This is a genomic window from Oerskovia sp. Root22, assembly GCF_001429135.1.
GTDB lineage: Bacteria > Actinomycetota > Actinomycetes > Actinomycetales > Cellulomonadaceae > Oerskovia > Oerskovia enterophila.
The window spans coordinates 477,812-504,465 of record NZ_LMIL01000011.1 but is presented as its reverse complement, the minus strand read 5'-3'; the positions used below and the strand labels follow the sequence as shown (position 1 = coordinate 504,465).

Annotated in this window: 21 protein-coding genes, 2 pseudogenes and 1 riboswitch; of the genes and pseudogenes, 4 read left to right on the top strand and 19 right to left on the bottom strand. The window is 73.4% G+C overall.

From position 1 onward, the window contains the following. Positions 1–37: 37 nt before the first annotated feature. From ASE15_RS17610 to gdhA, 3 genes are all read right to left on the bottom strand, one after another. Entirely contained in the window at positions 38–1,720 is a 1,683-nt protein-coding gene (locus tag ASE15_RS17610) for an ABC transporter substrate-binding protein (RefSeq protein WP_056653424.1), read from the bottom strand. A gap of 380 nt (positions 1,721–2,100) precedes the next feature. Continuing rightward, positions 2,101–2,856 (bottom strand): copper homeostasis protein CutC, encoded by a 756-nt coding sequence (locus ASE15_RS17605; RefSeq protein ID WP_056764694.1) that lies wholly within the window; start codon positions 2,854–2,856, stop codon positions 2,101–2,103. Between the two features lie 275 nt (positions 2,857–3,131). Beyond that, positions 3,132–4,469 (bottom strand): NADP-specific glutamate dehydrogenase, encoded by a 1,338-nt coding sequence (gene gdhA, locus ASE15_RS17600; RefSeq protein ID WP_056652431.1) that lies wholly within the window; start codon positions 4,467–4,469, stop codon positions 3,132–3,134. Between the two features lie 316 nt (positions 4,470–4,785). Further along, a riboswitch (SAM riboswitch) is annotated at positions 4,786–4,897 on the top strand. A gap of 20 nt (positions 4,898–4,917) precedes the next feature. Here gdhA and ASE15_RS17595 point away from each other — a divergent pair. Both ASE15_RS17595 and ASE15_RS17590 read left to right on the top strand, forming a co-directional pair. Then, on the top strand, positions 4,918–5,640 hold the full coding sequence (locus ASE15_RS17595; protein WP_082618578.1) for an NADPH-dependent FMN reductase: 723 nt from the start codon (positions 4,918–4,920) through the stop codon (positions 5,638–5,640). Beyond that, a pseudogene (locus ASE15_RS17590) lies at positions 5,637–6,170 on the top strand (flavin reductase family protein); the annotation flags it as partial. The gene ASE15_RS17595 and the pseudogene ASE15_RS17590, both read left to right, overlap by 4 nt. A 41-nt stretch (positions 6,171–6,211) precedes the next feature. On the opposite strand, the gene ASE15_RS17585 reads toward ASE15_RS17590, so the two are convergent. The 16 genes from ASE15_RS17585 to ASE15_RS17510 all read right to left on the bottom strand — a co-directional run bounded on the left by ASE15_RS17585 (position 6,212) and on the right by ASE15_RS17510 (position 23,257). Continuing rightward, positions 6,212–6,628: a hypothetical protein gene (locus ASE15_RS17585; protein WP_235534509.1), complete on the bottom strand. Its 417-nt coding sequence runs from the start codon at positions 6,626–6,628 to the stop codon at positions 6,212–6,214. A 199-nt stretch (positions 6,629–6,827) separates the two neighbouring features. Beyond that, positions 6,828–7,925: an LLM class flavin-dependent oxidoreductase gene (locus ASE15_RS17580; RefSeq protein WP_056652438.1), complete on the bottom strand. Its 1,098-nt coding sequence runs from the start codon at positions 7,923–7,925 to the stop codon at positions 6,828–6,830. A gap of 134 nt (positions 7,926–8,059) precedes the next feature. Then, on the bottom strand, positions 8,060–9,175 hold the full coding sequence (locus ASE15_RS17575) for an LLM class flavin-dependent oxidoreductase (RefSeq protein ID WP_056652442.1): 1,116 nt from the start codon (positions 9,173–9,175) through the stop codon (positions 8,060–8,062). 133 nt (positions 9,176–9,308) lie between these two features. Further along, a complete protein-coding gene (locus ASE15_RS17570; RefSeq protein ID WP_082618560.1) occupies positions 9,309–10,079 on the bottom strand; it encodes a GNAT family N-acetyltransferase in 771 nt (256 codons plus the stop codon). Next, complete coding sequence (locus ASE15_RS17565) at positions 10,076–10,486, bottom strand: rhodanese-like domain-containing protein (protein ID WP_056764690.1); 411 nt, start codon at positions 10,484–10,486, stop codon at positions 10,076–10,078. Before ASE15_RS17565 ends, ASE15_RS17570 begins: the two co-directional genes overlap by 4 nt. 99 nt (positions 10,487–10,585) lie before the next feature. Continuing rightward, positions 10,586–11,878, bottom strand: coding sequence for an LLM class flavin-dependent oxidoreductase (locus ASE15_RS17560; protein ID WP_056764688.1), 1,293 nt, complete (start codon positions 11,876–11,878; stop codon positions 10,586–10,588). A gap of 65 nt (positions 11,879–11,943) precedes the next feature. Further along, on the bottom strand, positions 11,944–12,765 hold the full coding sequence (locus tag ASE15_RS17555) for an NADPH-dependent oxidoreductase (protein WP_056764686.1): 822 nt from the start codon (positions 12,763–12,765) through the stop codon (positions 11,944–11,946). A gap of 93 nt (positions 12,766–12,858) precedes the next feature. After that, positions 12,859–14,031 carry an FAD-dependent oxidoreductase gene (locus ASE15_RS17550; protein WP_056764683.1) on the bottom strand — a complete coding sequence of 391 codons (1,173 nt, stop codon included), beginning with the start codon at positions 14,029–14,031 and terminating at the stop codon, positions 12,859–12,861. Positions 14,032–14,113: 82 nt separating this feature from the next. Further along, positions 14,114–15,145: an ABC transporter substrate-binding protein gene (locus ASE15_RS17545; RefSeq protein ID WP_056764814.1), complete on the bottom strand. Its 1,032-nt coding sequence runs from the start codon at positions 15,143–15,145 to the stop codon at positions 14,114–14,116. A 76-nt stretch (positions 15,146–15,221) separates the two neighbouring features. Next, a complete protein-coding gene (locus tag ASE15_RS17540; protein WP_082618559.1) occupies positions 15,222–16,061 on the bottom strand; it encodes an amino acid ABC transporter ATP-binding protein in 840 nt (279 codons plus the stop codon). Further along, the gene (locus tag ASE15_RS17535; protein WP_056764681.1) at positions 16,058–17,212 is read right to left on the bottom strand and encodes an amino acid ABC transporter permease; all 1,155 of its coding nucleotides are present in this window, start codon (positions 17,210–17,212) and stop codon (positions 16,058–16,060) included. Before ASE15_RS17535 ends, ASE15_RS17540 begins: the two co-directional genes overlap by 4 nt. Positions 17,213–17,307: 95 nt before the next feature. Further along, a complete protein-coding gene (locus ASE15_RS17530) occupies positions 17,308–18,006 on the bottom strand; it encodes a GNAT family N-acetyltransferase (RefSeq protein ID WP_200960571.1) in 699 nt (232 codons plus the stop codon). Next, positions 18,003–18,947, bottom strand: a complete 945-nt coding sequence (locus ASE15_RS17525) for a DUF1684 domain-containing protein (RefSeq protein WP_056764679.1) — start codon at positions 18,945–18,947, stop codon at positions 18,003–18,005. The genes ASE15_RS17530 and ASE15_RS17525 overlap by 4 nt, the downstream gene beginning before the upstream one ends. A 46-nt stretch (positions 18,948–18,993) precedes the next feature. Next, positions 18,994–20,475 (bottom strand): NtaA/DmoA family FMN-dependent monooxygenase, encoded by a 1,482-nt coding sequence (locus ASE15_RS17520; RefSeq protein WP_056764677.1) that lies wholly within the window; start codon positions 20,473–20,475, stop codon positions 18,994–18,996. 12 nt (positions 20,476–20,487) lie between these two features. Further along, the gene (locus ASE15_RS17515) at positions 20,488–21,747 is read right to left on the bottom strand and encodes an LLM class flavin-dependent oxidoreductase (RefSeq protein ID WP_082618558.1); all 1,260 of its coding nucleotides are present in this window, start codon (positions 21,745–21,747) and stop codon (positions 20,488–20,490) included. Between the two features lie 691 nt (positions 21,748–22,438). Then, positions 22,439–23,257, bottom strand: coding sequence for a 3-hydroxyacyl-CoA dehydrogenase (locus tag ASE15_RS17510; protein ID WP_056764676.1), 819 nt, complete (start codon positions 23,255–23,257; stop codon positions 22,439–22,441). A 130-nt stretch (positions 23,258–23,387) separates the two neighbouring features. Between ASE15_RS17510 and ASE15_RS17505 the strand changes: the two are divergent. Both ASE15_RS17505 and ASE15_RS17500 read left to right on the top strand, forming a co-directional pair. Beyond that, positions 23,388–25,022, top strand: a pseudogene (locus tag ASE15_RS17505) (ATP-dependent DNA ligase). Positions 25,023–25,497: 475 nt separating this feature from the next. Further along, positions 25,498–26,598 carry an ABC transporter substrate-binding protein gene (locus ASE15_RS17500; protein WP_056764674.1) on the top strand — a complete coding sequence of 367 codons (1,101 nt, stop codon included), beginning with the start codon at positions 25,498–25,500 and terminating at the stop codon, positions 26,596–26,598. Positions 26,599–26,654: the final 56 nt, after the last annotated feature.

The following is a 26,654-nucleotide window of genomic DNA, read 5'->3' as shown; positions in this document are numbered from 1 at the left end:
CGTCCCATCATCATCGAAGCTCCTCCTCGGCCCGACATCACTCGGCGGGCTTGATGGTGCTCAGCACCACGCCGGCAGACACCGAACCCCACGACGGCGGGAAGGCGTAAAGGTTGTCCTCCGTGGGCCACCCGGTGAAGTCCTTCTGGTCGAAGAAGGTCTGCGTCGCGTTGATGACCAGCGGGATGTACGGGAGGTCACGCGTGATCTCGGTCTGGATCGTGGCGTAGGCGTCCTTCTTCGCCGCCTCGTCGTTCGTCGCGGCTGCGGCGTTGACGGCTGCGTCGACCGTGGGGTTCGAGTACCGGGAGAAGTTCCACTCGCCGGACTCGAGCTGAGTCCCGACGGGCTGCGTGTACTCGCCGCTGAACCAGTCGCGGTAGATCTGGAACGGGTCGGCGACCGAGGTGCCGACGACGCCTCCCATGATCAGCTCGAAGCTGCCGGTCTGGCGCGAGTCCGAGAACTCGTCCCACGTGACGGTGCTGGCCGTGACCCCGATGCCGGCGGCCTTGGCCTGCGCGGCGATGAGCTCGGCAGCGGCGTTGTAGTCGCTCCAGCCCTCGACGGACGTGAGGGTCAGCTCGACCTTCTTGCCGTCCTTCTCGTAGATGCCGTCTCCGCCCTTGGTGTAGCCGGCGGCCTCGAGGATCTTGCCGGCCTCGGCAGCGTTCGCCTCCTGCGGGCTGACCTTCTCGACGTCAGGGGAGATCCACTTGTCGTCGCGACCGAGCAGGGCGAACGTCGGGGAGATCTCGCCGGCGAGGCCGACGAAGGCCTTCTCGTTGATGACGCCGCGGTCGATCGCGACGTTGAGCGCCTGGCGGACCGCGACGTCCGTCTGTGCGCCGGCGCACCCTGCCTCGACGTTGGCGCAGGTGTACAGGACCGTCGGGTCCTGCGGCGTGTTGATGTAGCCGAGACGGCCGTCGGCGGTCAGCCCGTCGGGGTCTGCCACGAACATGCCGGCCCAGTCGACCTTGCCGGTCTTCAGGAGGCTCTCGGCCGAGGTGTTCGCGTCGATCCCGAGGTACTGGACCTTCTCGACGGCCGGTGCCCCGCCCCAGTAGTCGGCGTTGGCGGCCATCGTGTAGGACGCGTCGGACGTGCTCGCGACCGTGTAGGGACCGGTGCCCACCGGCGCCTCGTTGGCGAACGTCACGGGGTCGGGGACGTCCTTCCAGACGTGCTGGGGAACCATCCAGGAAGCGCCGAGGAGGGCGAACTCGTTGGTGAACTGCGGGCCCGTGAAGGTGAGCTTGACGGTCGTGGGGTCGACGACCTCGGCGGACGCGAGGTACTCCGGCTTGGAGGTCTCGTTCGAGAAGGACCAGACGACGTCCTCGGCAGTGAACGGCTTGCCGTCGTTCCACGTGACGCCCTCGCGGATCTTCACCGTCAGCTCGGTGCCGTCCTCGTTGAACTCGAAGGACTCCCCGAGCATCGGGGTAGGAGCCTCTGCGCTGGCCTTGTTGTAGTAGAAGAGGGTCTCGTACACGCCACCGAGCGCAGCGTGGAGGACGGTCGGCGCGTACGGGTTGAAGTTCGCAACGATCGGCGTCTGGCTGCCTGCCCACACCGTGAGCACGCCGTCGCCCTTGCTCGCTGTGCCCTGGTCGCCGTCGTCACCCGACGAGCCGCAGCCCGTGGCGAGCAGCGTGAGGCCGGAGGCGAGCGCCACCGCGGTGAGAAGGCGCTTGCGCCCCTTGCTTCGGATCATCATCGGTCCTTTCGAGTCGTCGACGCCTCATCACGTCGATCAGCCCCGCTCGGCGGGTATGTGCAGGAACACTAACGAATCAATCGGGCCCCACGGGAGCAATACAACAGGAAAGTTACCTAAATGAAACACGTGAAGGGTCGAACGCGGCAGGATCCGCAGGAATCCGGGGATCTCGCGCGTCGCCGACCGCGCTCGGTGGGCCGGGGGACGCGACCAGGACCCCGGACGCGCCCGCCGCGACGGTCAAGAGCCTCCCATCGAGGGTGACGGACGCCCTGCCCGGCGCACACCGCAGGGCCACACTGCCCCGCACCCGACCGGTCGGTCAGGTACGAGGCAGCGCGGATCTCAGGGCGTCAGGATCCGACGCCCCCTGTTCAGGAGCCCAGCGCCACGTCGAGCGCAGCGCGGGCCTCACGTGCCGCTCCCAGGTCCGTGACCTCGTAGCCGGACCCGCCCCCGCCGCCGGGGCCGCCGTCGTCGGGCCGGATGCCCTTGGCCGAGAGGTGGACCGCGTCCACGCCCGCCGCCACGAGGTCCCCCATGTCCTGGGCTCGCACTCCCCCACCCGCCTGGATCTGCACGCGCCCTGCGGAGTGCCGAGCCATGGCACCCAGCCGGTCGACCCCGTCGATGCTGCGAGCCGCACCACCCGACGTGAGCACGCGCGTGACCCCCAGTCCCGCGAGGAGGTCGAGGGCCGCGGTGACGTCCTCGACGACGTCGATCGCCCGGTGGAAGGTCACCTCGCGCCCGTCTGCGGCCGCGACCAGGGCGCGGACCGCGGCCTCGTCGACGAGCCCGTCGGACGTGAGCGCCCCGATCACGACGCCGGCGGCGCCTGCTGCGACGGCCGCGCGGACGTCGCGCACCTGCACGTCGAGCTCGGCCGTGCTGAAGACGAACCCTCCCGGGCGCGGCCGGACCAGCGGGTGGACCTCGACCGGCACTCCCCCGCCCGCGGCCTCTGCGGCCACCGCGACGGCCGCCGCGAGCAGCCCGACGCTCGGCGTCAGCCCACCCGTCGCCCCCAGCGCCGAGCACAGCTCGACCCGGCTGGCGCCGACCTCGGTGGCGATCCGTACGCCGTCGGTGTCCTGGACGGCGATCTCGAGCGCGACCTCGCGTGCCATGTGCTGGTGCTCCTTGCCTCGGGGGCCGGCGCGCGACGGCGCACCGGCGGGTCAGCGGCCAGCGTAGACCCGCGCAGGACCGCGGCCCGACGGCGTCCCGTACGTGACGTCGTCGGGTCGCCCGCCCGCGAGCGCGGCCCGCGAGCCCACCTCACGCCCCGCCGGGGACGACGAGAGCGGCGCGCCCCGCGCGTGCTCGAGGCACACGGGGACGCACCGCTCCTGGTCGTGCGGGGCAGTGCCCGGGCCGGCTCAGCGGCCCGTCAGGACGACCGTCAGATGACGCCCTGGGCGATCATCGCGTCGGCCACCTTGGTGAAGCCTGCGATGTTCGCACCGAGCACGTAGTTGCCCGGCTCGCCGTACTCGTCGGCCGTCTCCTCGCAGCGCGAGTGGATGCCCTCCATGATGTGCGCGAGGCGCTCCTCGGTGTACTCGAACGTCCACGCGTCGCGCGAAGCGTTCTGCTGCATCTCGAGGGCCGAGGTCGCGACGCCGCCCGCGTTCGCGGCCTTGCCGGGCGCGAAGAGCACCCCGGCCTCCTGGAGCAGGGCCACGGCCCCCGGCGTGGTGGGCATGTTGGCGCCCTCCGCGACCGCGAGGACACCGTTGGCGACGAGCTGCTTGGCGTCCTGCTCGGTCAGCTCGTTCTGCGTGGCGCAGGGCAGGGCGACGGTCGCGGGGACGTCCCAGATGCTGCCGCCCGTGACGAGGCGCGCACCGGGGCGACGCTCGACGTAGTCGGCCACGCGTCCGCGCTCGACCTCCTTGATCTGGCGGAGGAGCTCGACGTCCACGCCTGCCTCGTCGACCACGTAACCCGACGAGTCGGAGAACGACACGACGTTCGCGCCGAGCTGCTGGGCCTTCTGGATCGCGTAGGTCGCGACGTTCCCGGAGCCCGAGACGACGACGCGCTGGCCGTCGAAGCTCTGACCCTTGGTGCGCAGCATGTGGTCGGCGAAGAAGACCGTGCCGTAGCCCGTGGCCTCGGTCCGCACGAGCGACCCGCCCCAGCTGATGCCCTTGCCCGTGAGGACGCCGGACTCGTAGCGGTTCGTGATGCGCTTGTACTGGCCGAACAGGTAGCCGATCTCGCGGCCACCCACGCCGATGTCGCCGGCCGGGACGTCGGTGTACTCACCGATGTGGCGGTAGAGCTCGGTCATGAACGACTGGCAGAAGCGCATGACCTCGCCGTCGGACCTGCCGCGCGGGTCGAAGTCCGACCCGCCCTTGCCGCCGCCGATGGGCATGCCGGTGAGCGAGTTCTTGAAGATCTGCTCGAACCCGAGGAACTTGACGATGCCCAGGTAGACCGACGGGTGGAACCGCAGGCCACCCTTGTACGGGCCGAGAGCCGAGTTGAACTCGACGCGGAACCCGCGGTTGATCTGCACGCGGTTCTTGTCGTCGACCCACGGCACGCGGAAGATGATCTGGCGCTCGGGCTCGCAGATGCGCTCGAGCACGGCGGCGTCGACGTACTGGGGGTTCTTCTGGAGCACCGGGCCGAGCGAGTCGAAGACCTCGCGCACCGCCTGGTGGAACTCGGCCTCACCAGGGTTTCGGGCGAGGACCTCGTCGTAGACGGAGTGCAGACGACTATCCATGAAGTGCTCCTCGGCAGGGCTGGCTCTTAACTGCACCAGGTTACGTACGTGTAAACACGGCCGTACTCCTGTCCCACTCTGAAAGACGGCAGGCTCACGACCTGGGACATCGCCGTTGCCCGGGGCCACTTCCCGTGGCGCGCCCCGGACCGGGCTCACCCCGGCAGGGACCGGGCCGCGGCCGGTGCGACGGCCTCCCGCCCGGCCCCCGACCGCGCCCCACCCCGGCCCCGTCGCGAAACAACCGTCCACGCCGTGAGAAATCTCGACCGGATCGGTACAGATTCGCGCCGACCGGGCTATACCCCTACCCAACGGTCACGAGCACCAGCGCCAAGCCCCGGCTCGCTGGTCAGCAACCCCTCCCACGACGGGGTGCTCCGGGAGATGACCTGGTCGCGCCGGCACCGGCGCGGCAAGCGTGCAGCACGACGACAGCGAGGACACCATGACGCAGCACCAGGCACCGCCCACCGACCCAGCCGGAGCCGACAGCGGCCTCGGCTACCGACCCGGCCCTGCCGACGGCTCACCTCTTCCGCCCCGCCCCACCGTGGTCACCCTGGTCGGCAACCCGCGCCCGGGGTCACGGACCCTGGGCGCGGCACAGGCCGTCGCGGCCCGGGTCGCCGACCACCTGGGCCTCGCGGCACGTCCGGCAGAGGCGGGTTCGACCGACCCCGCGAGCTCCCCGATCTCCCCGACCACGGCGACCATCGACCTCGCCGAGATCGCGGCCGAGATCCTGACCCCCGTGCACCCGCGCGCGGACGCCGCGCGCGAGGTCGTCGCGGGCGCGACCGTGGTGGTCGTCGCGACGCCCGTCTACAAGGGCTCGTACACCGGGCTGCTCAAGGCGTTCCTCGACCTCTACGGTCCGGACGGCCTGGCCGGGGTCGTCGTGGTGCCGGTCGTGGTGTCGGGCAACCCGGCGCACGCCCTGGCCGGCGAGGTGCACCTGCGCCCGCTCCTCGTCGAGCTCGGCGCCACGGTCCCCACGCGCACGCTCGCCCTGCTGGACTCCCAGCTGGGCGAGGCCGAGCTCGCGAGCACCGTCGACGCCTGGCTCGACCGTGCGGGAGGCCCGTTGCTCCGGGCGGCGAGCGCCGCCGTCGGGCAGGACGTCCCCACCCACCAGACCGCCCCCGAGCTCGCCGAGGTGACCCGATGACCGCCGAACCCACCACCCGCTCCGACGTCGCGGGCCTCGCCGGGCTCGAGGCCCTGCTCCACGAGCAGGACGAGCCCCAGCTCAGCCCCGACGCCTACAAGGCCGTGTTCCGGCAGCACCCCGCGGGCGTCGCGGTCGTCGCGCTGCACCACGAGGGGCGGCCCGTAGGCTTCACCGCGACGTCGGTCATCTCGGTCTCGGCCGCGCCGCCGCTGCTCGCGTTCTCGCTCGCGTCGACGTCGTCGTCGTGGCCCGCGATCTCCGCGGCCCGCACGGTCACGGTCAACTTCCTCAGCGCCGACCAGGACGACGTGTCGGCGCGCTTCGCGACGAGCGGGATCGACCGCTTCGCAGCCGGCGGATGGTCACCGCTCGACTCCGGGGAGCCCGTGATCGACGGTGCGCTGTCCTGGGTGCGCGGGCGCATCATCCAGCGCACGCCCGTGGGCGACAGCTACCTGGTCTCGCTGCGCGCGCTCGCGTCGGGGACGCGCAGCGACGCGACGCCGCTCGTCTACCACGACCGGTCCTACCACCGGATCGGGGACCMCTCGCCCTTGCCGTGTGCCGGTTACCAGGTCCAGCCGCGCGCGCTGAGCTCGAGCTCCTCGCGCAGCCGCTCGTCCTCGTCGCTGCGCAGGCCCGCGGCGAGCGGGTCCGCGTCGACCTCGAGACCGCTGAGCCGGCACGCCTCGCGCAGCAGCGCGTCGTACGCGCCCTGCGCGGCGAGGTAGTGGTGCGCCCGGGCGTAGACGCCCGGGTCGTCCTGGACGTCGCGCAGCTCGTGCGCGAGCTGGCCCAGGCGGATCTGGAGGCCCAGCGCCACGAGGGGGTCGGGTGCCCGACGGCGCCGCTCGCGCCAGGTGGTCCGGTGCGCCCGGAGGGGAGGGAGGACGTCCACGGGGGGTCGGTCGTGGCGCACCGTGAGCCACGCGATGACGGCGACCGTCGCCGCGCCCACCACGCCGGAGATCACGAGAAGCCACATCGTCGGAGCCTTCTTCCGTGCCCCTGCGCGCAGCGCACGTGCCCGCAGGACAGTTCCAGCCTAGGACGTGTGGGAGCGCTCCGCCAGGGTCGGGGACGGCCACGTGGCCCTGCGCGGGAGACGGGAGGCGCCCGCCGAGACCGGGGTCCGGGCGGGCACCTCTTGCGTCTCGTAGGGCATCGCCTGGCGACGCCCCGTGCTAGCCCGCCGTGAACCCCTTGGCCCGGCGGGCGTCGGCCGGGCCCCACAGGTCGGTCTTGACCTCGGCCCTGACGAGCGGCACGACCTCCTCCGCGAACCGGCGCAGCACGTCGTCCTGCCGCGCCGGCTCCAGGAGGTGGTTGATCGAGACCGACTGCAGGTCGTGCCCGTAGCTCTGGTGGTAGTCGAGGATCTTCTCGGCGACGCGCTCGGGCGAGCCCACGAGGGCCGGGCCGCGCTCGACGGCCTCCTCGATGGTCCGGAAGCTCGTGACCTTGCCGACCGCGGCCGGGTCGTGCTTGCGCAGGTCTGCGCGCGCGACGGCTCCCTCGTAGATGGGGCGGAACTCCTCGATCGCCTGCTCGGTCGTGTCCGCGAGGAACAGCCCGCCCGAGCCGGAGCCGACGAACCCGTACGCCGGGTCGTGGCCCGCGGCCGCGTACTGCTCGCGGTAGTGGTCGATCAGCACCTGGTAGTTCTCGCGGGGCTGGAACGCGTTGGCGCTCACGATCGGGTCGCCCCACCTCGCGGCGAGCTCGACCGCGAAGCGCGAGGTCGCGGACCCGTGCCAGATCCGGAACGCGCCGTCGTACGGGCGGGGCAGGGTCGTGGCGCCCTGCAGGTCGGGGCGGTGGCGGCCCTCCCAGTCGACCTCCTCACCGCTCAGGAGCAGGCGGAGCAGCTCGTAGTTCTCCTCGAGGTACTCGTACTGCCGGTCGATGTCGAGGCCCAGCAGCGGGTACTGGAGCGCCTCGTTGCCCTTGCCGATGACCATCTCGAACCGGCCCCGGCTGAGCTGGTCGATCGTCGCGTAGTCCTCCGCGACGCGGATGGGGTCCAGCAGGGACAGCACCGTCACGCCCGTGCTCAGCAGGATGCGCGACGTGCGCGCGGCGATCGCCCCGAGGATCACGGTGGGCGACGACGACAGCACGTCCCCCGCGTGCCGCTCGCCGACCGCGAACGCGTCGAGGCCGAGCTCCTCGGCCAGGACCGCGGTCTCGACGACGCGTTCGAGTCGTTCGGCCGCGGGAACGGCCTCGCCCGTGACGGGGTGGGGCGGGTTGAAGACGATGTCGAGGACCTGGAAACGCACGGATGCTCCTTGGTGGGGGTGGGGTGGGGTGTGCCGCGATAGACGGCGGGCGTCGAGGTAGAGGGCGGGCGTCGAGGTAGAGGGCTCGGGCCCTCTACCTCGACGCGAGCCCTCTACCTCGCGGGGAAGGAGGCTCAGGCCGCCTGTGCCGACGCCGCCTCGGCGTCCCGCTTGGCGACCTCCTCGCGCACGATCGGGATGACGTAGCGGCCGAAGTCGGTCGCGTCGTCGAGCAGGTCGTAGCCGCGCGCCGAGATGATACGGACGCCCAGGTCGTAGTAGGCGAGCAGCGCCTGCGCGACGGTCTCGGGCGTCCCGACGAGAGCGTTCGAGTTGCCGGCGCCCCCGGTGGCCTTGGCCGTCGCGGTCCACAGGGCCGTGTCGAACCGGTCGCCCTGGGCCGCGATCTCCAGGAGGCGCTGCGAGCCCGCGTTCTCGGGCTTGTCGATCGGGTGGCGACGGCTCAGCACGCCGCCCGCCGCGGCCTTGCGCTCCTCGATCCGGTCGAGCACGCGGTGGGCCTTCTCCCAGGCCAGCTCCTCGGTCGCGCCGAGGATCGGGCGGAACGCGGCGTGGATGCGCGGGGGCGTGGAGCGCCCGGCAGCCGCGGCCTCGGTGCGGACGCGCTGGATCTGCTCGGCCGTGCGGTCGAGCGGCTCGCCCCACACCGCGTAGATGTCAGCCTCGGCCGCACCGACCTTGAACGCCGCGTCCGAGGACCCGCCGAACGAGATGGTCGGCGTGCGCCCCTCGAAGGGCTTGGTGTCGAGCACGAAGTCGTCGAGGTCGTAGAAGCTCCCGTGGTGGTCGAACGGCTCGGCGCTCGACCAGGCCTTCTTGACGATCTGGATGTACTCCTGGGTGCGGGCGTAGCGCTCGTCCTTGGTCAGGGTGTCTCCCTCGCGCCGCTGCTCGTGGTCGTTGCCGCCCGTGATGAAGTGGACGGACAGGCGACCCTCGGAGAGCTGGTCGAGGGTCGCGAAGGACTTGGCCGCGAACGTCGGGTAGGAGACGTTGGGGCGGTGCGCGAGCAGCAGCTCGACCGTGTCGAGGCGGGCCGCGGTCCAGGCCGCGAGCGCCGACGGCTCGGGTCCGCTCGACCCGTAGGCGAACAGGACACGGGTCCAGCCGTTGTCCTCGTGGGCGCGCACGATGCGCTCCAGGTACTGCTTGTCGAACGGTGCGGTCGTGCGGGACGTGGTCTCGGAGGCGTCGCTCGTGGTGGCGATGCCGAGGAACTCGACGGGCATGGTCTTCTCCGGTTCAGGTGGGGTGGGGTCTTCGGCGGGTACGGGTGGTGGTGCTCGTGCGAGTGGCGGTCGGCCGAGGTAGAACCTGCTGCGCGAGGTAGAACGCGTCGAGCACTACCTCGCGCAGCACGCACTACCTCGGCGGGACGGTGGGTGGATGCGGGCCGGGGCCCTCGACGGGCGGGAGGTCCAGGCCGTACGCGTGCAGCCGCCCGCCGCCCTCTCCCTCGATCACGCGGGTCTCGCGCTCGGGCAGCCGCCTGAACCCGAGCGCCTCGTAGAGCCGGTGCGCCCGGGTCATCTGCGGACCCGAGTTCATGACGACCCGCTGCGCCCCCTGGGCACGAGCCACGTCGAGGACGTGCCGCGTGAGCGTCGTCCCGATCCCCCGTCCCCGAGCGGCGGGAGCGACGCCGAGGAGGCGGAAGTCCAGCTCGCCGTCGAGCGCCAGGGGTGAGATGTGCCGACCAGGCGGCGGGGTCGCGACGGTCCCGAGCAGCGCTCCGGTCTCGTCGTCGACCGCGACCCACACGTCGTGCTCGGCCGCGCGGCTCGCGACGTCTCGCAGCACGTCCCGGTACGACTCCGAGATCGTGTACTCGAACCCGTACGCCGCTTCGAGCAGGTCGGCGACGGCCTGGTGCTCGGCGGGCGTCACGCGCCGGACGGTCACCCCGGCGCCGTCCCCGGGCGACCCTGCTCCTCCGTGACGGCTCCCGTCCGGGCGAGCGGCGCCGTCGGGCCCCCTGCCCCCGTGACCGTCGCGGCGCGCCGACTCGACGAGGCGGGCGACGCCGTCGGCCACCTCGCGCACCCGCCGGGCCCGGCGGGAGGACTCTCCTGGATCAGCAGCGCCGGCGGGCGGGTTCCCGACGCCCGCGCGCGACGTGGTGGGCGCGCTCATGCGCGCTGCCGGACGGGCTCGTGCGGGCCCGACGACGCCGGCTCGCCCGCCGCGTCCTGCGCACCCGCGCCCGGCTCGGCCGGGAGGCCCGCGTCGCGCCAGGCGGGGAAGCCGCCCTCGACGTGCGAGACGTTCGTGTAGCCGCGAGCGGCGAGGGCCTCGGCGACGGGGCCCGAACCGCGCTCGGAGCCGCAGACCACGACGATCGGGGTGTCGAGCGAGACCGCGGGCGCCGCGACCGAGCCGAAGATCGCGTCGAGGTCCTCGCGGTCCGTGACCGTGGCACCCGGGATGGCGCCCGCGCTCGCACGGCCTCCCGCGCTGCGGACGTCGACGAGGAAGGCTCCGGCGGCGACGCGGTCGCCCGCGTCGGTGGCCGGGGTGAGCAGGGGCTGGTGCTGGGTCATGTCGTCTCCTGGTTCGGGTGGTGCAGGTGGTGCTGCTGCCGAGGTAGAGGCCTCCCGTCGAGGTAGAGGTCTGGAGCCCTCTACCTCGACGGGTTCCCTCTACCTCGCGAGGGCTGGTTCGCGGTCGGCCGCGACCTCGGGCCCGGCCGCGTCCGCCGCCGGCAGGCCCCAGCGAGCCGCGAGCAGCTCGAACGACCGGGCCCGGTCGGCGGGGTCGTGCGCGACCGTCGTCACGACGATCTCGTCGGCCACGGTCACGCGCGCGAGGGTCTCGAGGCGTTCGACGACCGTCTCGGACGACCCGACGAACCGCGTGTCGACGCGGTCCTGGACGGCCGCACGGTCGGCGTCGGACAGGTCGTCCCACGCGGGCGTCGTGCCGGGCGCGGGGTAGGCGATCGCACCGTCGGCCCCTCGGCGGATCGACAGGACCCAGGCCGTGAAGGGGTCCGCGATCCGGCGGGCCTCGGCGTCGGTGTCCGCGACCAGGACGTCGGCCGAGACCACGACGTACGGCCGGTCGAGCACGCCCGGCCGGAACGCCGCACGGTAGGCCGCGATCGTGTCGAGCGTCGCGGACGGACCCACGTGGTAGTTCGCGGCGAGCGGCAGGCCCAGCTCGCCCGCGACGCGCGCGCTCACGCCGCCGCTCGACGCGAGCACGAACAGGTCGAACGCCGCGCCCTCGACGGGCGGGCTCGTGTACGCGGTGCCCGCGCTGTTGGTGAAGGTCCCCGCACGCAGGCCCAGGACCAGCTCGAGCTCGTCGCGGAACTCCGCGGGCGTCCGGCTCGCACCGACCACCTCCTTCTGGGCGAGCAGCCGCTGGCGCAGCGCGGTGTCGGTGAAGGCGACGCCGGGTGCGGCGGGGATCAGGAGACCGTCGACCACGCGCGTCCCGGCGGGCTGCGCGGGGGCGGGCGCGGGCTCGGGCTCGCCCGCCGCCGTCGCCTGCGTGCCCGACGACGGAGCCTCGGCTCCCGTGCTCGCCTCGCTCTTCGCGGGGGGCGGGGTGAAGGCCCGGCCCAGTCCCAGGTCGACCCGGCCCGGGTGCAGGGCCGCGATGGTCCCGAACTGCTCGGCTGCGAGGAGCGGGCTCGTGGTGCTCAGCAGCACGGCGCCCGACCCCACGCGGATGCGCGCCGTGCGCTCGGCGACGAGGGCCGCGAGGACCGCGGGGGACGCCGAGGCGACGCCCGGGGACAGGTGGTGCTCGGCGAACCAGATGCGGCGGTAGCCCAGCTCGTCGGCACGGACCGCGGTGTCGAGGGTGTCGCGCAGGGCCTGGGCTCCGGTCGAGCCCTCGCTCACGACCGCGAGGTCGAGGATCGACAGCGGGACCCGGGTCGGGTGCGGGGTCTGCGGGGTGGTCGGCTGGTCGGAGACGGTCATCGGGGTTCCTCGGTGGTCGTGGGGGTGTCCTGGTCGAGCAGGGGGTCGGGCGGGCGGTCCGCCGGTCAGCGCGAGGGCAGCCCGCGCGCTGCGAGCGCCGAGTGCAGGTGCGCGTGGCCGCGCTCGGGTCCGGGGACCGCGAGCCGGTCGACCACGCGGCGGCGCCAGCTCTGCGCGAGCCCCTCCTCGCGGTAGAAGGGCGCGATGAGGTCCTCGTACGCGTCGACGTACGGCGCCTGGACGGCCAGGTCGTAGGTCTCGTGGTGCAGCACCGCGGCCTGGGGAAGCCGTGGCTTGACCCGTTCGCCGCCTGCGGGGTCGGGATGCCCGACGACGAGGCCGACGACCGCGACCGTGCCCTCGGGCAGGCCCAGCTCGGCCGCGACCTGCTCGGGGTGGTGGCGCAGCGCGCCGATGTAGACGGTCCCGAGCCCCAGCGACTCGGCGGCCACGACCGCGTTCTGCGCGGCGAGCGCCGCGTCGACGAACGCGACGACCGTCGAGTCGAGGTAGTCGGCGCCCGCCAGGTGCGTGCCGTCGGCCGCCCCGATCGCCCGGGCGCGGGCCAGGTCCGCGACCCACACGAGCAGCAGCGGAGCCTGGCGGACGTGCGCCTGCCCTCCGGCGAGCGCCGCGAGCCGGTCCTTGCGGGCCGGGTCGGTCACCGCGACGACGCTCCAGAACTGCATGTTGGACGAGGTCGGCGCGGACTGCGCGGCGGCGACCAGGGTCGGCAGGACCGTGTCGTCGAGCGGGTCGGTGAGGTAGGCCCGGACCGTACGGTGCCGCAGGATGCCGGCGATCGCGTCGGTGAGCGGGGCGACGTCGTCGGGCTGGTGGGCGCCATAGCGCTCGGTCAGGGGCGAGGCCGTGGTGATGGTCGACATGCTGGCCTTTCGGTCGTGCGGGCGGGGGCGCGGGTGCGGGTGCGGGTGCGGGTGCGGGTGCGGGGCCGGGCAGAAGGATGCGGACCGGCCGCGTCAGCCCGCCGGCACCCCCGCGAACCGGGCCAGCGAGAACAACCGGTCCGCGGCGACGGGCTGGGCGGCCGGCTCCTCGCGAGCCAGCTCCGCCAGGACCCGGCCGATCGACGGCGCGAACTTGAAGCCGTGGCCCGAGAACCCGGCGGCGATCACGACACGGCCCACGCGGTCGAGCACGAAGTCGTGGTCCGGTGTCGTGGTGTACGTGCAGGAGATCGGCACGAGCCGGTCGGCGTCGGCCCCCGGGACCCACGCCCTGACGTAGTCCTGGAGCTGTGCGAGCTGCCCGGGCTCGGGACGGTAGGTCCGCCGGTCGGGATCGGTGCGCGGCCCGACCCCGTGGAAGCCGACCTTGATCCCCTCTCCCGGGGTCGCGAGCCCGTAGACCCCGCTGGGCCACGGGTGCGGCTCGGCAGGGGCGTGCGTGAAGCTGGGCCAGGTGTCCTCCGCCGGTGCTCCCGGGGCGAGCGCGAAGTGCGCGGGCTGCTCCTGGGTGACGACGAGGGGCGGGACGGGCGCGCCACCGTCGGGCACCGTGAAGGCCGCACCCAGCAGGCCCGCGCTCCACGCGCCCACCGCGACCACGACCGTGTCCGCGACCAGGTCGTACCGGTCGGTGACGACCCGGACCGAGCCCGCACCCGGGTGGACGTGGCGCACGTGCACGCCGTGGCGCACGTCGGCGCCGTGCGAGCGCGCCGCAGCCTGGAAGGCGGCGACCGCGCGGTCGGCGTGGACACGCCCCGCCGTCGCGGTCTCGTGGAGCACGTCGCCCTCGAAGCGCAGGCCGGGCCAGCGCTCGGCAGCCTCCTCGGGGCGCAGCCACTCGTGCGGGACGCCCCGCGCGACGAACGCGTCACCGATCTCGGTGCGGCGCGGGAAGCCGTGGCTCACGCCGCCCGTCAGGGTGAGGACCGCGTCGGCGGGGAGCCCTGCGTCGCGCTCGAGCTCGCGCCACAGGCCGAACGCCTCCTGCGCGAGATCGAGGTACGCGGGCTGGGTGTACGTGGTCCGGTAGATGCGCGACGCCCCGTGCGAGGCACCGTGCGCGTGGCCTGGCTCGAAGCGCTCGAGCAGGACGACGTCGTGCCCCGCGCGCGCGAGCTGCCACGCCGCGGCCGAGCCCATGACGCCTCCACCGACGACGACGTGCGACACGTGCTCGGTCATCTGGCTGCCTCTCGATCAGTAGGTCTGGTGCCGCCGGCCCGCGGGTCCCAGGAGGATTACGCGGGCCGGTCGGCCGTCCGGGTCAGGGCTTGGGCAGCCCGGGAGGGTTGGTCTCGGAGGCGGGGATCGCCTCGTCCTCGAGACCCCAGTGCTCGAGGAGCTCGGTGTAGCTGCCGTCCTCGATCGCGTGGTTGATCGCCGCGGTCACGGCCGGGGCGAGCTCGCTGCCCTTGAGCGTCGCGACGGCGATCTGCGCGGTCGCGGGCCAGCCGCCGTTCAGCGTGCCGACCACCTTGTACTGGTCGGGCGCGGTCGCGGCGCTGTAGGCGAGGCTCGCGTTGGGGCCGACGTAGAGGTCGAGCCTGCCCGACGCGACCGCGAGCAGCGCGTCCTTGTAGTCCTCGTAGTACTCGGGCTCGCCACCCTTGATGGGCTCGAGCCCCGCGTCGATGTTCTCCTGGTTCCAGGCGAGGAGGATCTTCTCCTGGTTGGTCCCCGAACCGACGCCCACGGTGAGGCCCGCGATGTCCTTGGCCTCCTTGATCGCAGGCACCTTGTCGTTGGACGCACCCGCGAGCCAGCCGAGCTGGTCGTTGCGGTAGGACGAGAAGTCGTAGAGCTCCTTGCGCTCCTCGGTCACCGTGACGTTCGAGATCACGGCGTCGACGTCCCCGGACTGCAGCGCGAGCGGCCAGTCAGCCCACGCCTTGACCTCGAGCTCGAGCTCGAGGCCGAGCGCGTCCGCGACGAGGACCGCGATGTTGGGTTCGTTGCCGATGGGCGTCTTGTCGTCGTCCGCGAGGAAGCCGAGCGGAGGCAGTCCGCCCGCGGTCGTCGAGACCTTGAGGACCCCCGCGGCCTTGACGTCCTCGGGCAGGAGGGCGATGGCCTCGGGCGACTCGGTCGTGTGGATCCACTCCTGGTCGGGCGAGGTGTCGATGACGAGGCCGGCGGCCTCCGCGGCCTTCTCGTTGTCGGCCGTGCCGGGCTCGGCGTCGGCGCTCGTGGCGCACGCCGCGAGCAGCGCGAGGAGCGGGAGGGTCGCGACGGCGGCGACCGTCCGGCGGGAGGGGCGGCGGGAGGCGCGGGGCGCGCCGGAGGTACGGAGGGACATCATGTTCTCTTTCGGTGTGGGTGGACGTGCAGTGGGGTGACGCGGCCCGGGCGATCGGTGTGCCGGGCTCCGGGCGTCACAGGACCTTGTCGAGGAAGGCCTTGGTCCGGTCGTGGCGGGGGGCGTCGAGGACCTGCGCGGGCGGGCCCTGCTCGACGATGCGGCCGGCGTCCATGAAGACGACCGTGTCCGCGACCTCGCGGGCGAAGCCGATCTCGTGCGTGACGACGACCAGGGTCGTGCCGCCGTGCGCGAGGCCCTTGATGACGTCGAGCACCTCGCCGACGAGCTCGGGGTCGAGCGCAGAGGTCGGCTCGTCGAAGAGCAGGACGCGGGGACGCATGGCGAGCGCGCGGGCGATCGCGACGCGCTGCTGCTGCCCGCCCGAGAGCTGCCGGGGACGGGCGTCGGCCTTGTCGGCGAGACCCACGCGGGCCAGGAGCTCGCGCCCCTCGGCCTCGACCTCGGACCGGTCCCTGCCCTGGGCGGAGACCGGTGCCTCGACGACGTTCTCGAGGGCCGTGAGGTGCGGGAAGAGGTTGAAGCTCTGGAACACGAACCCGATCCGGGTCCGCTGGACCAGGATCTCCTTCTCCTTGAGCTCGCGCAGGGTGTCGCCCTTGCGGGAGTAGCCGATGAGGTCGCCGTCGACCGCGATGAAGCCGCGGTCCACCTTCTCGAGGTGGTTGATGACGCGCAGGAGCGTCGACTTGCCCGAGCCCGACGGGCCCAGGATCACGGTGACCTCGCCCGGGCGGACCTCGAGGTCGATGCCCGCGAGCACCTCGAGCGTGCCGTAGGACTTGTGGACCCCGCGGACCTCGACGAGGCCCGTGGCCGGGGAGGCGGTCGTGGAGCCGGCCGCGGTCGAGGCGGCCGCGGTCGAGGCGGCCGCAGCGGTGGTCGTGGCGGTCATGCGGCACCTCCGGTGGTGCGGTCGCTCGTCCCCGTGCGCAGCAGGTGGCTGCGGCCGACCGCGGCGCGCGCGGCGTAGGCAGGGGGCAGGTGGGCGGGTGCGGGGCGCCCGGTGACGCGCGACCACGCGACCTGGAGCGTCCAGCGGACCCGCTGGACCGGCGTCGGGGGCAGGGTGCGCACCGCGCCCTTGGCGTAGTGCCGCTCGACGTAGTACTGCGCGATCGTCAGCACGGTCGTGATGACGAGGTACCAGATCGCCGCGACCATGAGCAGCGGGACGACGCGCTGGTTGCGGCCGTAGATCACGCCGATCGTGTAGAACAGCTCGCCGTACGCGAGGACGTACACGACCGAGGTGCCCTTGACGAGGCCGATGATCTCGTTGACCGACGTCGGCACGATGGTCCGCATGGCCTGCGGGAGCACGATGCGCAGCGTCTGGCGCGAGCGCGGGATCCCGAGCGAGGCCGCGGCCTCGTGCTGGCCCTGGTCGACCGAGAGGATCCCGGCCCGGACGATCTCCGAGGAGTAGGCGGCCTGCGAGAGACCCAGGCCCAGGATCGCGGCACCGAACTTGTCGATCACGTCGAGGGTCCCGAACTCGAGGAAGCCGGGGCCGAACGGGATGCCCAGCGAGAGCGTCGGGTAGAGATAGGCCAGGTTGTACCAGAGCAGGAGCTGCAGGATCAGCGGCACCGAGCGGAACACCCACGTGTACGCGGACGACACGGCCTGGAGCAGGGGCGACCTCGACAGGCGCATGAGCGCGAGGATCGTGCCGAGGCCGAACCCGACCACGGCGGCGACCGCGGTGAGCCGGATGGTGCCCCACAGGCCGTTGAGGACCGAGGGCCACGTCAGGTACTGCGCGACGATCGACCACTCCCACTTGGGGTTGGTCACGAGCGAGCTCACGACCATCGCGAGGAGGACCGCGACGCCCGCGGTGGCGATCCACCGGCCCGGGTGCCGCGCGGGGACGACCTTGAGGTCCTCCCAGCGCGTGGGCGACACGTCGGTCGTGCTGGTCGTGCTGGTCGTCGTCGGGGTGGCGGGCGCGAGCGTGGTCGCGCCCGGCGGGTCGGGCAGTGCTCCGGGGGGTGGGACGAGCTGGCGTGACTCGTCCTGTGGCAGGGACAGGGTGCTCATGGGGACCTCGGGCGGGTGAGAAGGGGTCGGGCGAGGGCGCCGCGGCGGGAGCCGGGGCCAGGTCGTGCCGTGTCAGAGCGAGCGGGACGTCGAGGTCACGCCGGTGCTGACACGTGCGGACAGAGCCACTTCTCGAACGCCAGGGGCCCGACGTCCTCGGGGTCCCGGCTCACGTCGAACAGCGGGGTGTAGCCCGCGCTCAGGTAGAGCCCGGCGGCCTCGGGCTGGCGAGGGCCGGTCGTCAGGTAGATCCGCGCGTAGCCGCGCTCGGCAGCGCGGTCCTCGAGCTCGACGAGGACCTGGCGCGCGAGCCCGCGGCGCCGGTGGGCCGAGTGGGTCCAGATGCGCTTGAGCTCGGCCGTCGCGACGAGGGGCGTGCCGTCCTCGCTGTGCGTCTCGTGAGCGTCCGGGCGGGGGTCGTCACGCAGGGCGGACCGCCCGTCCCCGGGCCGGGTCCGGCGCGCGGGCTCTCCGAGCTCTGGCTCTGCCCGACGCCGGAACGCACCTCCCGCGACCGGCTCGCCGTCCGCGAGGAGCAGGACGAGCTCGCCGTCGGGCGCCGCGAAGTCGGCTGCCGGGTAGTGCTCCATCTCGGCCCGCAGCTCGTCCGCGTCGAGGATGCTGCGGTAGCGCGTGGCGTACTCGTGGGCGAGCTCGTCGAGGAGCGGGCGCACGAGCGGGTCGTGCAGGGTCACCGACCGGACCTCGACGGACGGGAGGACCGACGGCGCGACGACCGGCCCGGTCGTGGCGGCCCGTGTCGTGGCGGCCCGTGTCGTGGTGGGCGCGCTCATCGGGGGACCTTCTCCCCCGCCTCGACCGAGAACGGCAGGACGTTGCCCGCGACGGGCTGCGGGCACGTGCCGAAGTCGCTGAAGGCGTAGGGCAGGTTGAGCGTGCGGTTCAGGTCGAGGCGCAGCGTCGGGCCGGGCTGCCCGTCGCTGCGGACGCCTTCTCCTGCCTCGTCCTCGTCGGCTCCTCCGCCCGCCGCGTCACGGTCGACGAACAGGATCCGCCAGTCCGCGACGCCGGGGGCCGGGTCGGTGAACAGCAGCGTGGCACCGCCGCCGGGCTTGCCCGTGAGCCGGAGCGTCGTCGTGACGCCGTCGCGGACCACGTCGACCTCGCCCACGACCTGGACGTGGTGCTCGAGCCCCGGCTGCGCGCCGCCCACGACCTCGGCGACGGGCTCGTCGTACCAGCGGACGGGCGCGTCGAGGACCCAGGCCGGGTCGTAGGAGAACGTCGGCACGCCCTCGAACGCGACCCGGGCGCGGGCCCTCGGGTCGCGCACGCGCAGCCCGTAGCGCCCGGTGCGCCGCACGAGCTCGACCGCGACCGCGGAGGCCGGGTCGGCGCCGTCGGGCACGAAGGTCGCGACGATGCGCGACGCGCCCTCCGCGACGTCCTGGACGTGGGTGCCGCGCAGCGCGTCCTGGCTGCCGGCCGGGACGATCGCGTCGGCCGCGGCCGCACGCAGGTGCACGCCCTCGGCGTCCGACCACCACTGACCGGGCAGGCCCGCGAACGTCGCCGGGGACTCCGGGACCCAGTGCAGCGCGGTGAGCGTGAGCCAGCCGTGCGGCTCGCGCAGCGACCGCTCGCGCTCGGCGTGCCAGGCGGCCCACGCGGCCGCGCCGTCCGGGTTGCCGGTCGACGTGCCCGTCGGGGCGGACGCCGCGGCGTGGCGCCCGCGCGTGGCGACGTCGGTCGGGGTGGTGGTGCTCGTCGTCATGATGCTCCTTCAGGACTGGTGGTCGGACGGTCGGGTGCTGCGGGGGTCAGCTCAGGCGGGTCGAGCTGCTCGCCCCGGCCGCGACCGTGTCGCCTACGGGGGCAGGGCCGGCTCCGACCTCGGGGCGCGAGAGGCCGAGGTGGTCGCGCAGCGTGGTGCCCGTGTACTCGGTGCGGAACGAGCCGCGCTCCTGGAGCAGCGGCACGACCTGGTCGAACACGTCGTCGAGCCCCGCCGGGGTCAGGTGCGGCACGAGGATGAAGCCGTCCGACGCGTCCTCCTGGACGTGCCGGTCGATGTCGTCCGCGACCTGCTGGGCCGTGCCGACGAACCCACCCCGGCTCGTCACGTCGATCACGAGGTCGCGGATGGACCAGCCGTTGGCCGCGGCCTTCTCGCGCCAGGCGCGGACCACGGGACCTGGATCCTTGACGTGCCGGACCCGGCCCCGCGTGATGCTGAGGTGCTCGAGGTCGGGCTCGACGTCGGGCAGCGGACCCTCGGGGTCGTAGGCCGTGAGGTCGCGCCCCCAGACCTGCTCGAGGAACGCGATCGCGGTCCTGCCCGGCACCTGCTGGAGGCGGATCTCGCGCGCACGCTCGGCGGCCTCGTCGGCCGTGTCCCCCAGGACGACGACCGTCGCCGGGAGGATCTTGAGCGAGTCGCGGTCGCGGCCGTGCGCCGCGAGGCGCGACTTCACGTCGGCGTAGAACGCCTGGCCGTCCTCGAACGCCGAGTGCGCCGAGAAGACGACGTCGGCCGTCGCGGCCGCGAAGTCGCGGCCGTCGGCCGAGTCGCCCGCCTGGAACAGGACCGGGTGCCCCTGGGGCCCACGCGGGGTCTCGAACCGGCCCGACACGTCGAAGTGCTTGCCGCGGTGCGCGAACGGTCGCACTCCACCGGGCCTCACGAGGCCCCCGGGGGCGAGGACGTCGACCGCGCCGTCGTCCTGGCCGTCGACGAGATCGATCACCGCGTCGTCGTCCCACGAGTCCCAGAGCTGCCGGGCCAGGGCCACGAGCTCGCCCGCGCGCTCGTACCGCTCCTCGTAGGGCAGGAACCCGCCGCGGCGGAAGTTCGCGCCCGTGAACGCGTCGGGGCTCGTGACGAGGTTCCAGGCCGCGCGGCCTCCCGACAGGATATCGAGGCTCGCGAACTGGCGCGCCAGCTCGTAGGGCTCGTTGAAGGTCGTGTTGACCGTGCCCGCGAGGCCCAGGCGGTCGGTGACCGCGGCGAGGGCCGCGAGCACGGGGAGCGTGTCGGGGCGGCCCACGACGTCGAGGTCGTGGATCTGGCCCTTGTGCTCGCGCAGGCGCAGGCCCTCGGCGAGGAAGAAGAAGTCGAGCTTGGCCTCCTCCGCCCGGCGGGCGAGGTGCTCGAACGAGCTGAACTCGATCTGGCTGCGGGAGGCGGGGTCGCTCCACACGGTCGTGTTGTTGACGCCCGGGAAGTGGGCGCCCAGGTGGATCTGCTTGCGGGGACGACCGTCGCGCGAGCGGGCCGTCGAGGCAGGGGTGGGGTGCGTCATGGTGGCGGGTCCTCAGGCGATCGCGGCGGCGTAGCGGTTGGCGGGGCGGGCGAGCCCCAGGGTGTCCCGCAGGGTCGAGCCCGGGTAGGTCGAGCGGAAGACGCCGGCCTCCTGGAGGAGCGGGACGACGTCGTCGACCAGGGCGTCGAGGTCGGTGCGGAGCGACGAGGGGCGGATCGTGAACCCGTCGGCCGCCCCGGCCTCGACCCACTCCTCGACGACCTCGGCGAGGTCGCGGGCCGTGCCCACGTGCGTGAGCGACCCGGTGTCCCACGTGATCCCCTCGAGCCCCTCGAGGAGGTCGAGGCGTGCCTGGGCGCTGGCCCGGTCCTGGCCGATCACGGCGTAGACGTCGACGAGCACGCGCAGGTCGTCGGGGTTGCGGCCTGCCTCGGCGGCCGCAGCACGCACCTGGTCGCGCAGCGCCCGGGCGCCGTCGAGCGTCGTGGCCCGCACCCGCACGACGTCGGCGCGACGACCTGCGAGGGCCAGCGCCTCCGCGGAGTCCCCGCGCACGACGACCGGGGGCTGCGCCTGGGGCGAGCGGGGCGTGATCGACGGGCCCTTCACGGCGAACCGGACGCCGTCGTAGTCGACGTAGTGGAGCTTGTCGCGGTCGACGAAGCGGCCCGAGGCGACGTCACGGATCTCGGCGTCGTCCTCCCAGCTGTCCCACAGCCGGCTGACGACCTCGATGGCCTCCTCGGCCTCGGCGACCGCGTCGGCGGTGTCCTGGGCGCCCTTGCGCCCGAACAGCGCGGCGCCGGACTCGGTCGTCGACCAGCCCACCTGCCAGGCGGCGCGGCCTGCGCTCACGTGGTCGACGGTCGCGATCGCCTTGGACACGTGGAACGGCTCGGTGTGCGTGGTGTCGACCGTCGCGACGAGCCCGATCCCCGCCGAGCGCGGTGCGAGGCGCGAGGCCACGAGGGCCGCGTCGAGGCGTCCGCGCAGCGTCGTGTTGCGCGTCGGCTGGAGCGAGAACGTGTCGTCGAACAGCGCGAAGTCGAGCACGCCGCGCTGGGCCGTGGCGACGAGCTCCTGGAGGCGCTGGCCGTCGAACAGGCGGGGCGACTCGGACCCGACCGCGCGCCACGCACCCGCTCGTGCTCCGGCGTCGGACAGGTCGACACCCAGGTGGGCCGAGCGGCGGGGCGGCCCGTCGAGCAGGTCGTCGAGCGCGTCGAGCGACGGGTCGGTCGCGCGGTCGTCCTGCTGCTCGGCGGACGAGGAGGCGGGGGTGAACAGCGGGGTCAGGTTCGAGTCAGGCATGGGTCGTTCCACTCCGGGAGGTCGGGTGCGGGGTCGCTCGGCCGCTGTCGCAGGGATCGGCGGAAGGCCGCGGCGGGTCGCGAGCACTGCGGGGTGCAGGTGGGGGTGCAGCGGGGTGGACCGCCGGGCCGGGCGACGGGTGACCGGGGCCGGCCGGTGTTCCGGCAGGCCGCGGCGACCGCGTCACGGGCGGGGCGGTTCAGGGGCGAGCCGGCTCGGCTCGGGAGGCGTCAGGAGGAGCGCAGGCTCAACAACAGACGCGGCCCGGGACGACGGGACGCCCGGGGGAACAACACATTCGACGGGTGGGAGCCACGGCTCCCCGTGCCGACGCGACAGGCGTGAGGACGAGCGTGTCGCGGATGTCCACGGGTCCTCCTCGGGTCGGCGGTGCTTCGGGTGCTGAGGCGCTTCGGTGCGGCGGACGGTGGCGTCTGCCGATGGCCCGGAATGTATGCCCGGGTCCGGGGAGTGTCAACGACTTCGGCGAACAGTCCGCATTCTGGACCGAATCAGTAGAGATTGCGCCCCGAACCCTGCCGAAACGGACATCGGAGGTGAGGGGCGTCGTCGGGCGCGCGCTCGACCGGGAGGTTCCCGGTGTCGAGGTAGAACCGTCTGCGCGAGGTAGGACGCGGCGGGCACTACCTCGCGCAGACGGTTCTACCTCGCGGGCCGGCACCCCGGCGGGTCAGCGCGGCGCCATCCGGATGCCGCCGTCGAGGCGGATCACCTCACCGTTGAGCATGGGGTTCTCGACGATCGCGCGGACCAGGCGCGCGAACTCCTCCGGGCGCCCGAGCCGCCGCGGGTGCGGCACCTGGGCCGCGAGAGACTCCTGGGCCTCCGCGGGCAACGACGCCATCATGGGCGTGCTGAAGATGCCCGGCGCGATCGTCATGACACGGATGCGCAGGTCCGCGAGGTCGCGCGCGAGCGGCAGCGTCATGGCCGCGACCCCGCCCTTCGAGGCCGCGTACGCGGCCTGGCCCACCTGACCGTCGAACGCCGCGACCGACGCGGTGTTCACGATCACGCCGCGCTCCTCGGGGACCCCGATGTCCCCCGGGGCACCGGCCGCCGCACCGTCTGCGCCGTCCGCGCCCACCGCCCCGTCCAGCGCGACCATGCGCTCGGCCGCGAGCCGCGAGACGTTGAACGTCCCGACGAGGTTCACGCTCACGACCTTCGCGAACGACGCCAGGTCGTGCACCCCGTTCCTGCCGAGCACGCGCCGCGCGAGCACGATCCCCGCGCAGCTCACCGCGACGTGCAGCCCGCCCAGGTCCGCAGCCGCGTCGAGGGCCCGGGACACGTCGTCCTCGCTCGTGACGTCGGTCGGCACGAACCGCACCGCGTCGCCCAGGGAGTCCGCGAGCGCCTGACCGGGCGAGCCCGGCAGGTCCGCGACCACGACCCGCGCCCCGGCGCCGGCCAGCTCCTCGACGGTCGCCCGGCCCAGGCCCGAGGCCCCTCCGGTCACCAGCGCGACCTTGCCCGCGATCTCCACGTCCCACTCCTTCGTCGACGGTCGTCCGCCAGCGTAGCCAGGTGGTCGCGCCGTCGCCCGGCGCAGACTCCCACCGCGGGTTTGTCGCAGCACCCCGCGCGGGGCCGCGGGAGCGGCGGGAGGATGAGACATGCTGCTCGCCGAGGTCGCCGCCACGTCCGACGCCGTCGCCGCGACCCGCTCGCGCCTCGCCAAGCGCGCAGCGATCGCCGACCTGCTGCGCCGTGCCGCCCGGGACGCAGCGGTGGCCGAGGGGCCGGGCGCACCCGAGGGCAGCGCAGGGGAGGACGTCGAGATCGTCGTGTCCTACCTCGCGGGCGAGCTGCGCCAGCGTCGCACGGGGCTCGGCTGGGCCTCGTTGCGTGCGCTCCCTCCACCCGCCGCGACGCCGACGCTGACCGTCCAGGCCGTCGACGCGGCCTTCGAGCACATGGCCGGACTCGCGGGGCCGGGTTCCGACACGGCCCGGTCCGCGGCGGCCTCGGCGGTGTTCGCCGCCGCCACCGAGCGTGAGCAGTCGTTCCTGCGCGGGCTGGTCGCGGGCGACCTGCGGCAAGGAGCGCTCGACGCGCTGGTCGTCGACGCGGTCGCCGAGGCCGCAGGGATCCCGCTCGACGCGGTGCGCCGCGCGGCCATGCTGCGCGGGGCGTCGGGCCCGGTCGCGCGGGCGGCGCTCGAGGCAGCCGGCCCGACGGCGGCGCTCACCGCGCTGGCAGGGTTCGGCCTCGAGGTGGGGCGCCCCGTGCGACCGATGCTCGCGCAGTCGGCCCCCGACGTCGCGGCGGCGTTCGACAAGCTCGGTGTCTCGGCCGAGTCCGACGACCGGGCGCACCAGGTGTCGGTCGACGTCAAGCTCGACGGCATCCGCATCCAGGTCCATCGCGACGGCGACCAGGTGCGGGTATTCACGCGCTCGCTCGACGACATCACCTCACGCGTCCCCGAGATCGTCTCGGACGCCCGCTCCCTGGCCTCGGAGCGGTTCGTGCTGGACGGCGAGGCCCTCGTCGTCGGGCCGGACGGGGTGGCCAGGCCCTTCCAGGAGACGGCCGCCCGCTCGGCCACGCGCGACGCCCCCGGTGCTCCGGACGGCGAGGCCGAGGCTGCCACGCTGGCCGGGGCGCTCGCGCTGCGCCCGTACTTCTTCGACGTGCTCCACGCGGACGGTCGCGACCTGATCGACGCCCCACTGCGTGAGCGGCTCGTCGTGCTGGACCGCGTCGCAGACTCCTTCAGGGTCCGGCGTCTGACGACCTCCTCCCCCGGCGCGGCGACCCAGTACTTCCTCGAGACGGTGCGCGAGGGCGACGAGGGCGTCGTCGTGAAGTCGCTCGACGCTCCCTACGCGGCCGGACGGCGCGGCGCCGGGTGGATCAAGATCAAGCCGCGGCACACGCTCGACCTCGTGGTGCTCGCGGTCGAACGCGGGTCGGGGCGCCGGACGGGCCTGCTGTCCAACATCCACCTGGGCGCGCGCGATCCCGAGACGGGCGGGTTCGTGATGCTCGGCTAGACGTTCAAGGGCATGACCGACGAGATGCTCGCGTGGCAGACCGAGCGCTTCCGCGAGCTCGAGGTCGCCGACGACGGCTGGACCGTGACCCTGCGGCCCGAGCAGGTCGTCGAGATCGCGTTCGACGGGCTCCAGCGCTCCACGCGCTACCCGGGCGGGCTCGCGCTGCGGTTCGCGCGCGTGCTGCGCTACCGCGACGACAAGACCGCGGCCGAGGTCGACACGATCGAGGGGGTCAGGTCGCTCGCGTGAGCCGCGGCCGATCGCCCGCACGACCCGAGATACTCCCCGTCCCTGACCCGTCCTGCCGCGGCGCGGGCCGCCGTCGGGCATGGTTTACCGGGAGAAACCGGGCGAAACATCGTCTCGGAGACCGGATGGGGGCTTGTGTCCTGCCCGCGCGGACCGACAGGATCACCGCCATGCGCTTCGACGTCAGGGCCCACGAGCACCCCGGGACACCGGTGCGCCTCGTGGTGCGCCGCGCCGTCGACCTGCGTCTCGTCGCGGGCAGTCTCTGTCGATAGCCCCGCCCCGGCCCGGCCGCAGCTCGCGCTGACGACCGGTTGATCCGCGCACCTCGCACCTTCACCATCCCGCTCACGCCGTGCCGCTGCAGGCCTCTCGCCCCCGCACGCGGCCTCACGCACCGAGCGTCTCGCTTCCCTCCCTGCCGCCGGCGTACCCACGACCGGTCGGCTCCCGTACCCGAATCCCTGGAGCTCCCATGCCCCGCACCCTCAGACCCCATGCCCGTCGGCTCGCTCGCACCACCCTGCGGGCCGCCGTGACCGTCGGCCTCGCGACGGCGCTCGTGGCCTGCTCGGCTGCGAGCGCCGAGGAGGCCGTCGTCGGCGAGTCGGGCCGGACCGTCCTGCGCTACGACGGCTCGGTCGGCCAGGTGACGTTCCCCGAGCTCGCGGCGGACCTCGGCTACTACGAGAAGGTCGAGCTCGAGTGGGTCGGCGACTCGACGGGTGGCCCGCAGAGCATCCAGGCCGCCGCGACGGGCTCGACCGACTTCGGTGGTGCGTTCAACGGGGCGATCGTCAAGCTCAAGGCCTCGGGCTCGCCCATCACGTCGGTCATCTCCTACTACGGCTCGGACGAGCTCTCGTACGGCGGCTTCTACACGCTCGAGGGGAGCCCGCTGACCGAGCCCAAGGACCTGATCGGCAAGTCGATCGGCGTCAACACGCTGGGAGCGCAGAGCGAGTTCGTCATCCGCGAGTGGCTCACGCGGGGCGGGCTGACCGCGGACGAGATCGACCAGGTCGAGCTCATCGTGGTCCCGCCCGTCAACGCCGAGCAGGTGCTGCGTGAGGGGCAGGTCGACGTCGTCGCACTGTCCCGCGTCTTCCAGGACAAGGCGCTCGAACGCGGCGGGATCACGCCGCTGTTCAGCGAGCTCTCGCTGTTCGGCGACTTCAGCTACGGCACGTACATCTTCCGCGACGAGTACATCGCGCAGAACCCCGAGGTGGTCGAGGACTTCGTCCAGGGCACTGCGCGGGCCATCCGGTGGTCGCAGGTCACCCCGGTCGAGGAGGTCCGTGCCCGGTTCACGTCCATCATCGAGGGGCGCGGGCGCGGTGAGACCACCGACCTGGTCCCTTACTGGAAGTCCGCGAGCATCACGGCCCCGGGCGGTGTGATCGTCGAGGAGGAGATCTCGACCTGGATCGACTGGCTCGTCCGCGAGGGCGAGCTCGAGGAGGGCCAGTTCTCTCCTGAGGACATCTACACCAACGACGACAACCCGTACGCGAACGGGACCTACCCGCAGGACGCCGGCCCCGACGGCGAGCCCGTCGAGGTGTCACCGTGAACGGCGCGGTGGCGGTCACGACCGCCCGGCCTCGCGCGACGGACTCCACGGCCGCG

Bases quoted from the DNA above. Each gene is read 5' to 3' on its own strand.
- ASE15_RS17610 (WP_056653424.1), bottom strand. From the start codon at position 1,720: ATGATCCGAAGCAAGGGGCGCAAGCGCCTTCTCACCGCGGTGGCGCTC.
- ASE15_RS17605 (WP_056764694.1), bottom strand. From the start codon at position 2,856: ATGGCACGCGAGGTCGCGCTCGAGATCGCCGTCCAGGACACCGACGGC.
- gdhA (WP_056652431.1), bottom strand. From the start codon at position 4,469: ATGGATAGTCGTCTGCACTCCGTCTACGACGAGGTCCTCGCCCGAAAC.
- ASE15_RS17595 (WP_082618578.1), top strand. From the start codon at position 4,918: ATGACGCAGCACCAGGCACCGCCCACCGACCCAGCCGGAGCCGACAGC.
- ASE15_RS17585 (WP_235534509.1), bottom strand. From the start codon at position 6,628: ATGTGGCTTCTCGTGATCTCCGGCGTGGTGGGCGCGGCGACGGTCGCC.
- ASE15_RS17575 (WP_056652442.1), bottom strand. From the start codon at position 9,175: ATGCCCGTCGAGTTCCTCGGCATCGCCACCACGAGCGACGCCTCCGAG.
- ASE15_RS17570 (WP_082618560.1), bottom strand. From the start codon at position 10,079: ATGAGCGCGCCCACCACGTCGCGCGCGGGCGTCGGGAACCCGCCCGCC.
- ASE15_RS17565 (WP_056764690.1), bottom strand. From the start codon at position 10,486: ATGACCCAGCACCAGCCCCTGCTCACCCCGGCCACCGACGCGGGCGAC.
- ASE15_RS17560 (WP_056764688.1), bottom strand. From the start codon at position 11,878: ATGACCGTCTCCGACCAGCCGACCACCCCGCAGACCCCGCACCCGACC.
- ASE15_RS17555 (WP_056764686.1), bottom strand. From the start codon at position 12,765: ATGTCGACCATCACCACGGCCTCGCCCCTGACCGAGCGCTATGGCGCC.
- ASE15_RS17550 (WP_056764683.1), bottom strand. From the start codon at position 14,031: ATGACCGAGCACGTGTCGCACGTCGTCGTCGGTGGAGGCGTCATGGGC.
- ASE15_RS17545 (WP_056764814.1), bottom strand. From the start codon at position 15,145: ATGTCCCTCCGTACCTCCGGCGCGCCCCGCGCCTCCCGCCGCCCCTCC.
- ASE15_RS17540 (WP_082618559.1), bottom strand. From the start codon at position 16,061: ATGACCGCCACGACCACCGCTGCGGCCGCCTCGACCGCGGCCGCCTCG.
- ASE15_RS17535 (WP_056764681.1), bottom strand. From the start codon at position 17,212: ATGAGCACCCTGTCCCTGCCACAGGACGAGTCACGCCAGCTCGTCCCA.
- ASE15_RS17530 (WP_200960571.1), bottom strand. From the start codon at position 18,006: ATGAGCGCGCCCACCACGACACGGGCCGCCACGACACGGGCCGCCACG.
- ASE15_RS17525 (WP_056764679.1), bottom strand. From the start codon at position 18,947: ATGACGACGAGCACCACCACCCCGACCGACGTCGCCACGCGCGGGCGC.
- ASE15_RS17520 (WP_056764677.1), bottom strand. From the start codon at position 20,475: ATGACGCACCCCACCCCTGCCTCGACGGCCCGCTCGCGCGACGGTCGT.
- ASE15_RS17515 (WP_082618558.1), bottom strand. From the start codon at position 21,747: ATGCCTGACTCGAACCTGACCCCGCTGTTCACCCCCGCCTCCTCGTCC.
- ASE15_RS17500 (WP_056764674.1), top strand. From the start codon at position 25,498: ATGCCCCGCACCCTCAGACCCCATGCCCGTCGGCTCGCTCGCACCACC.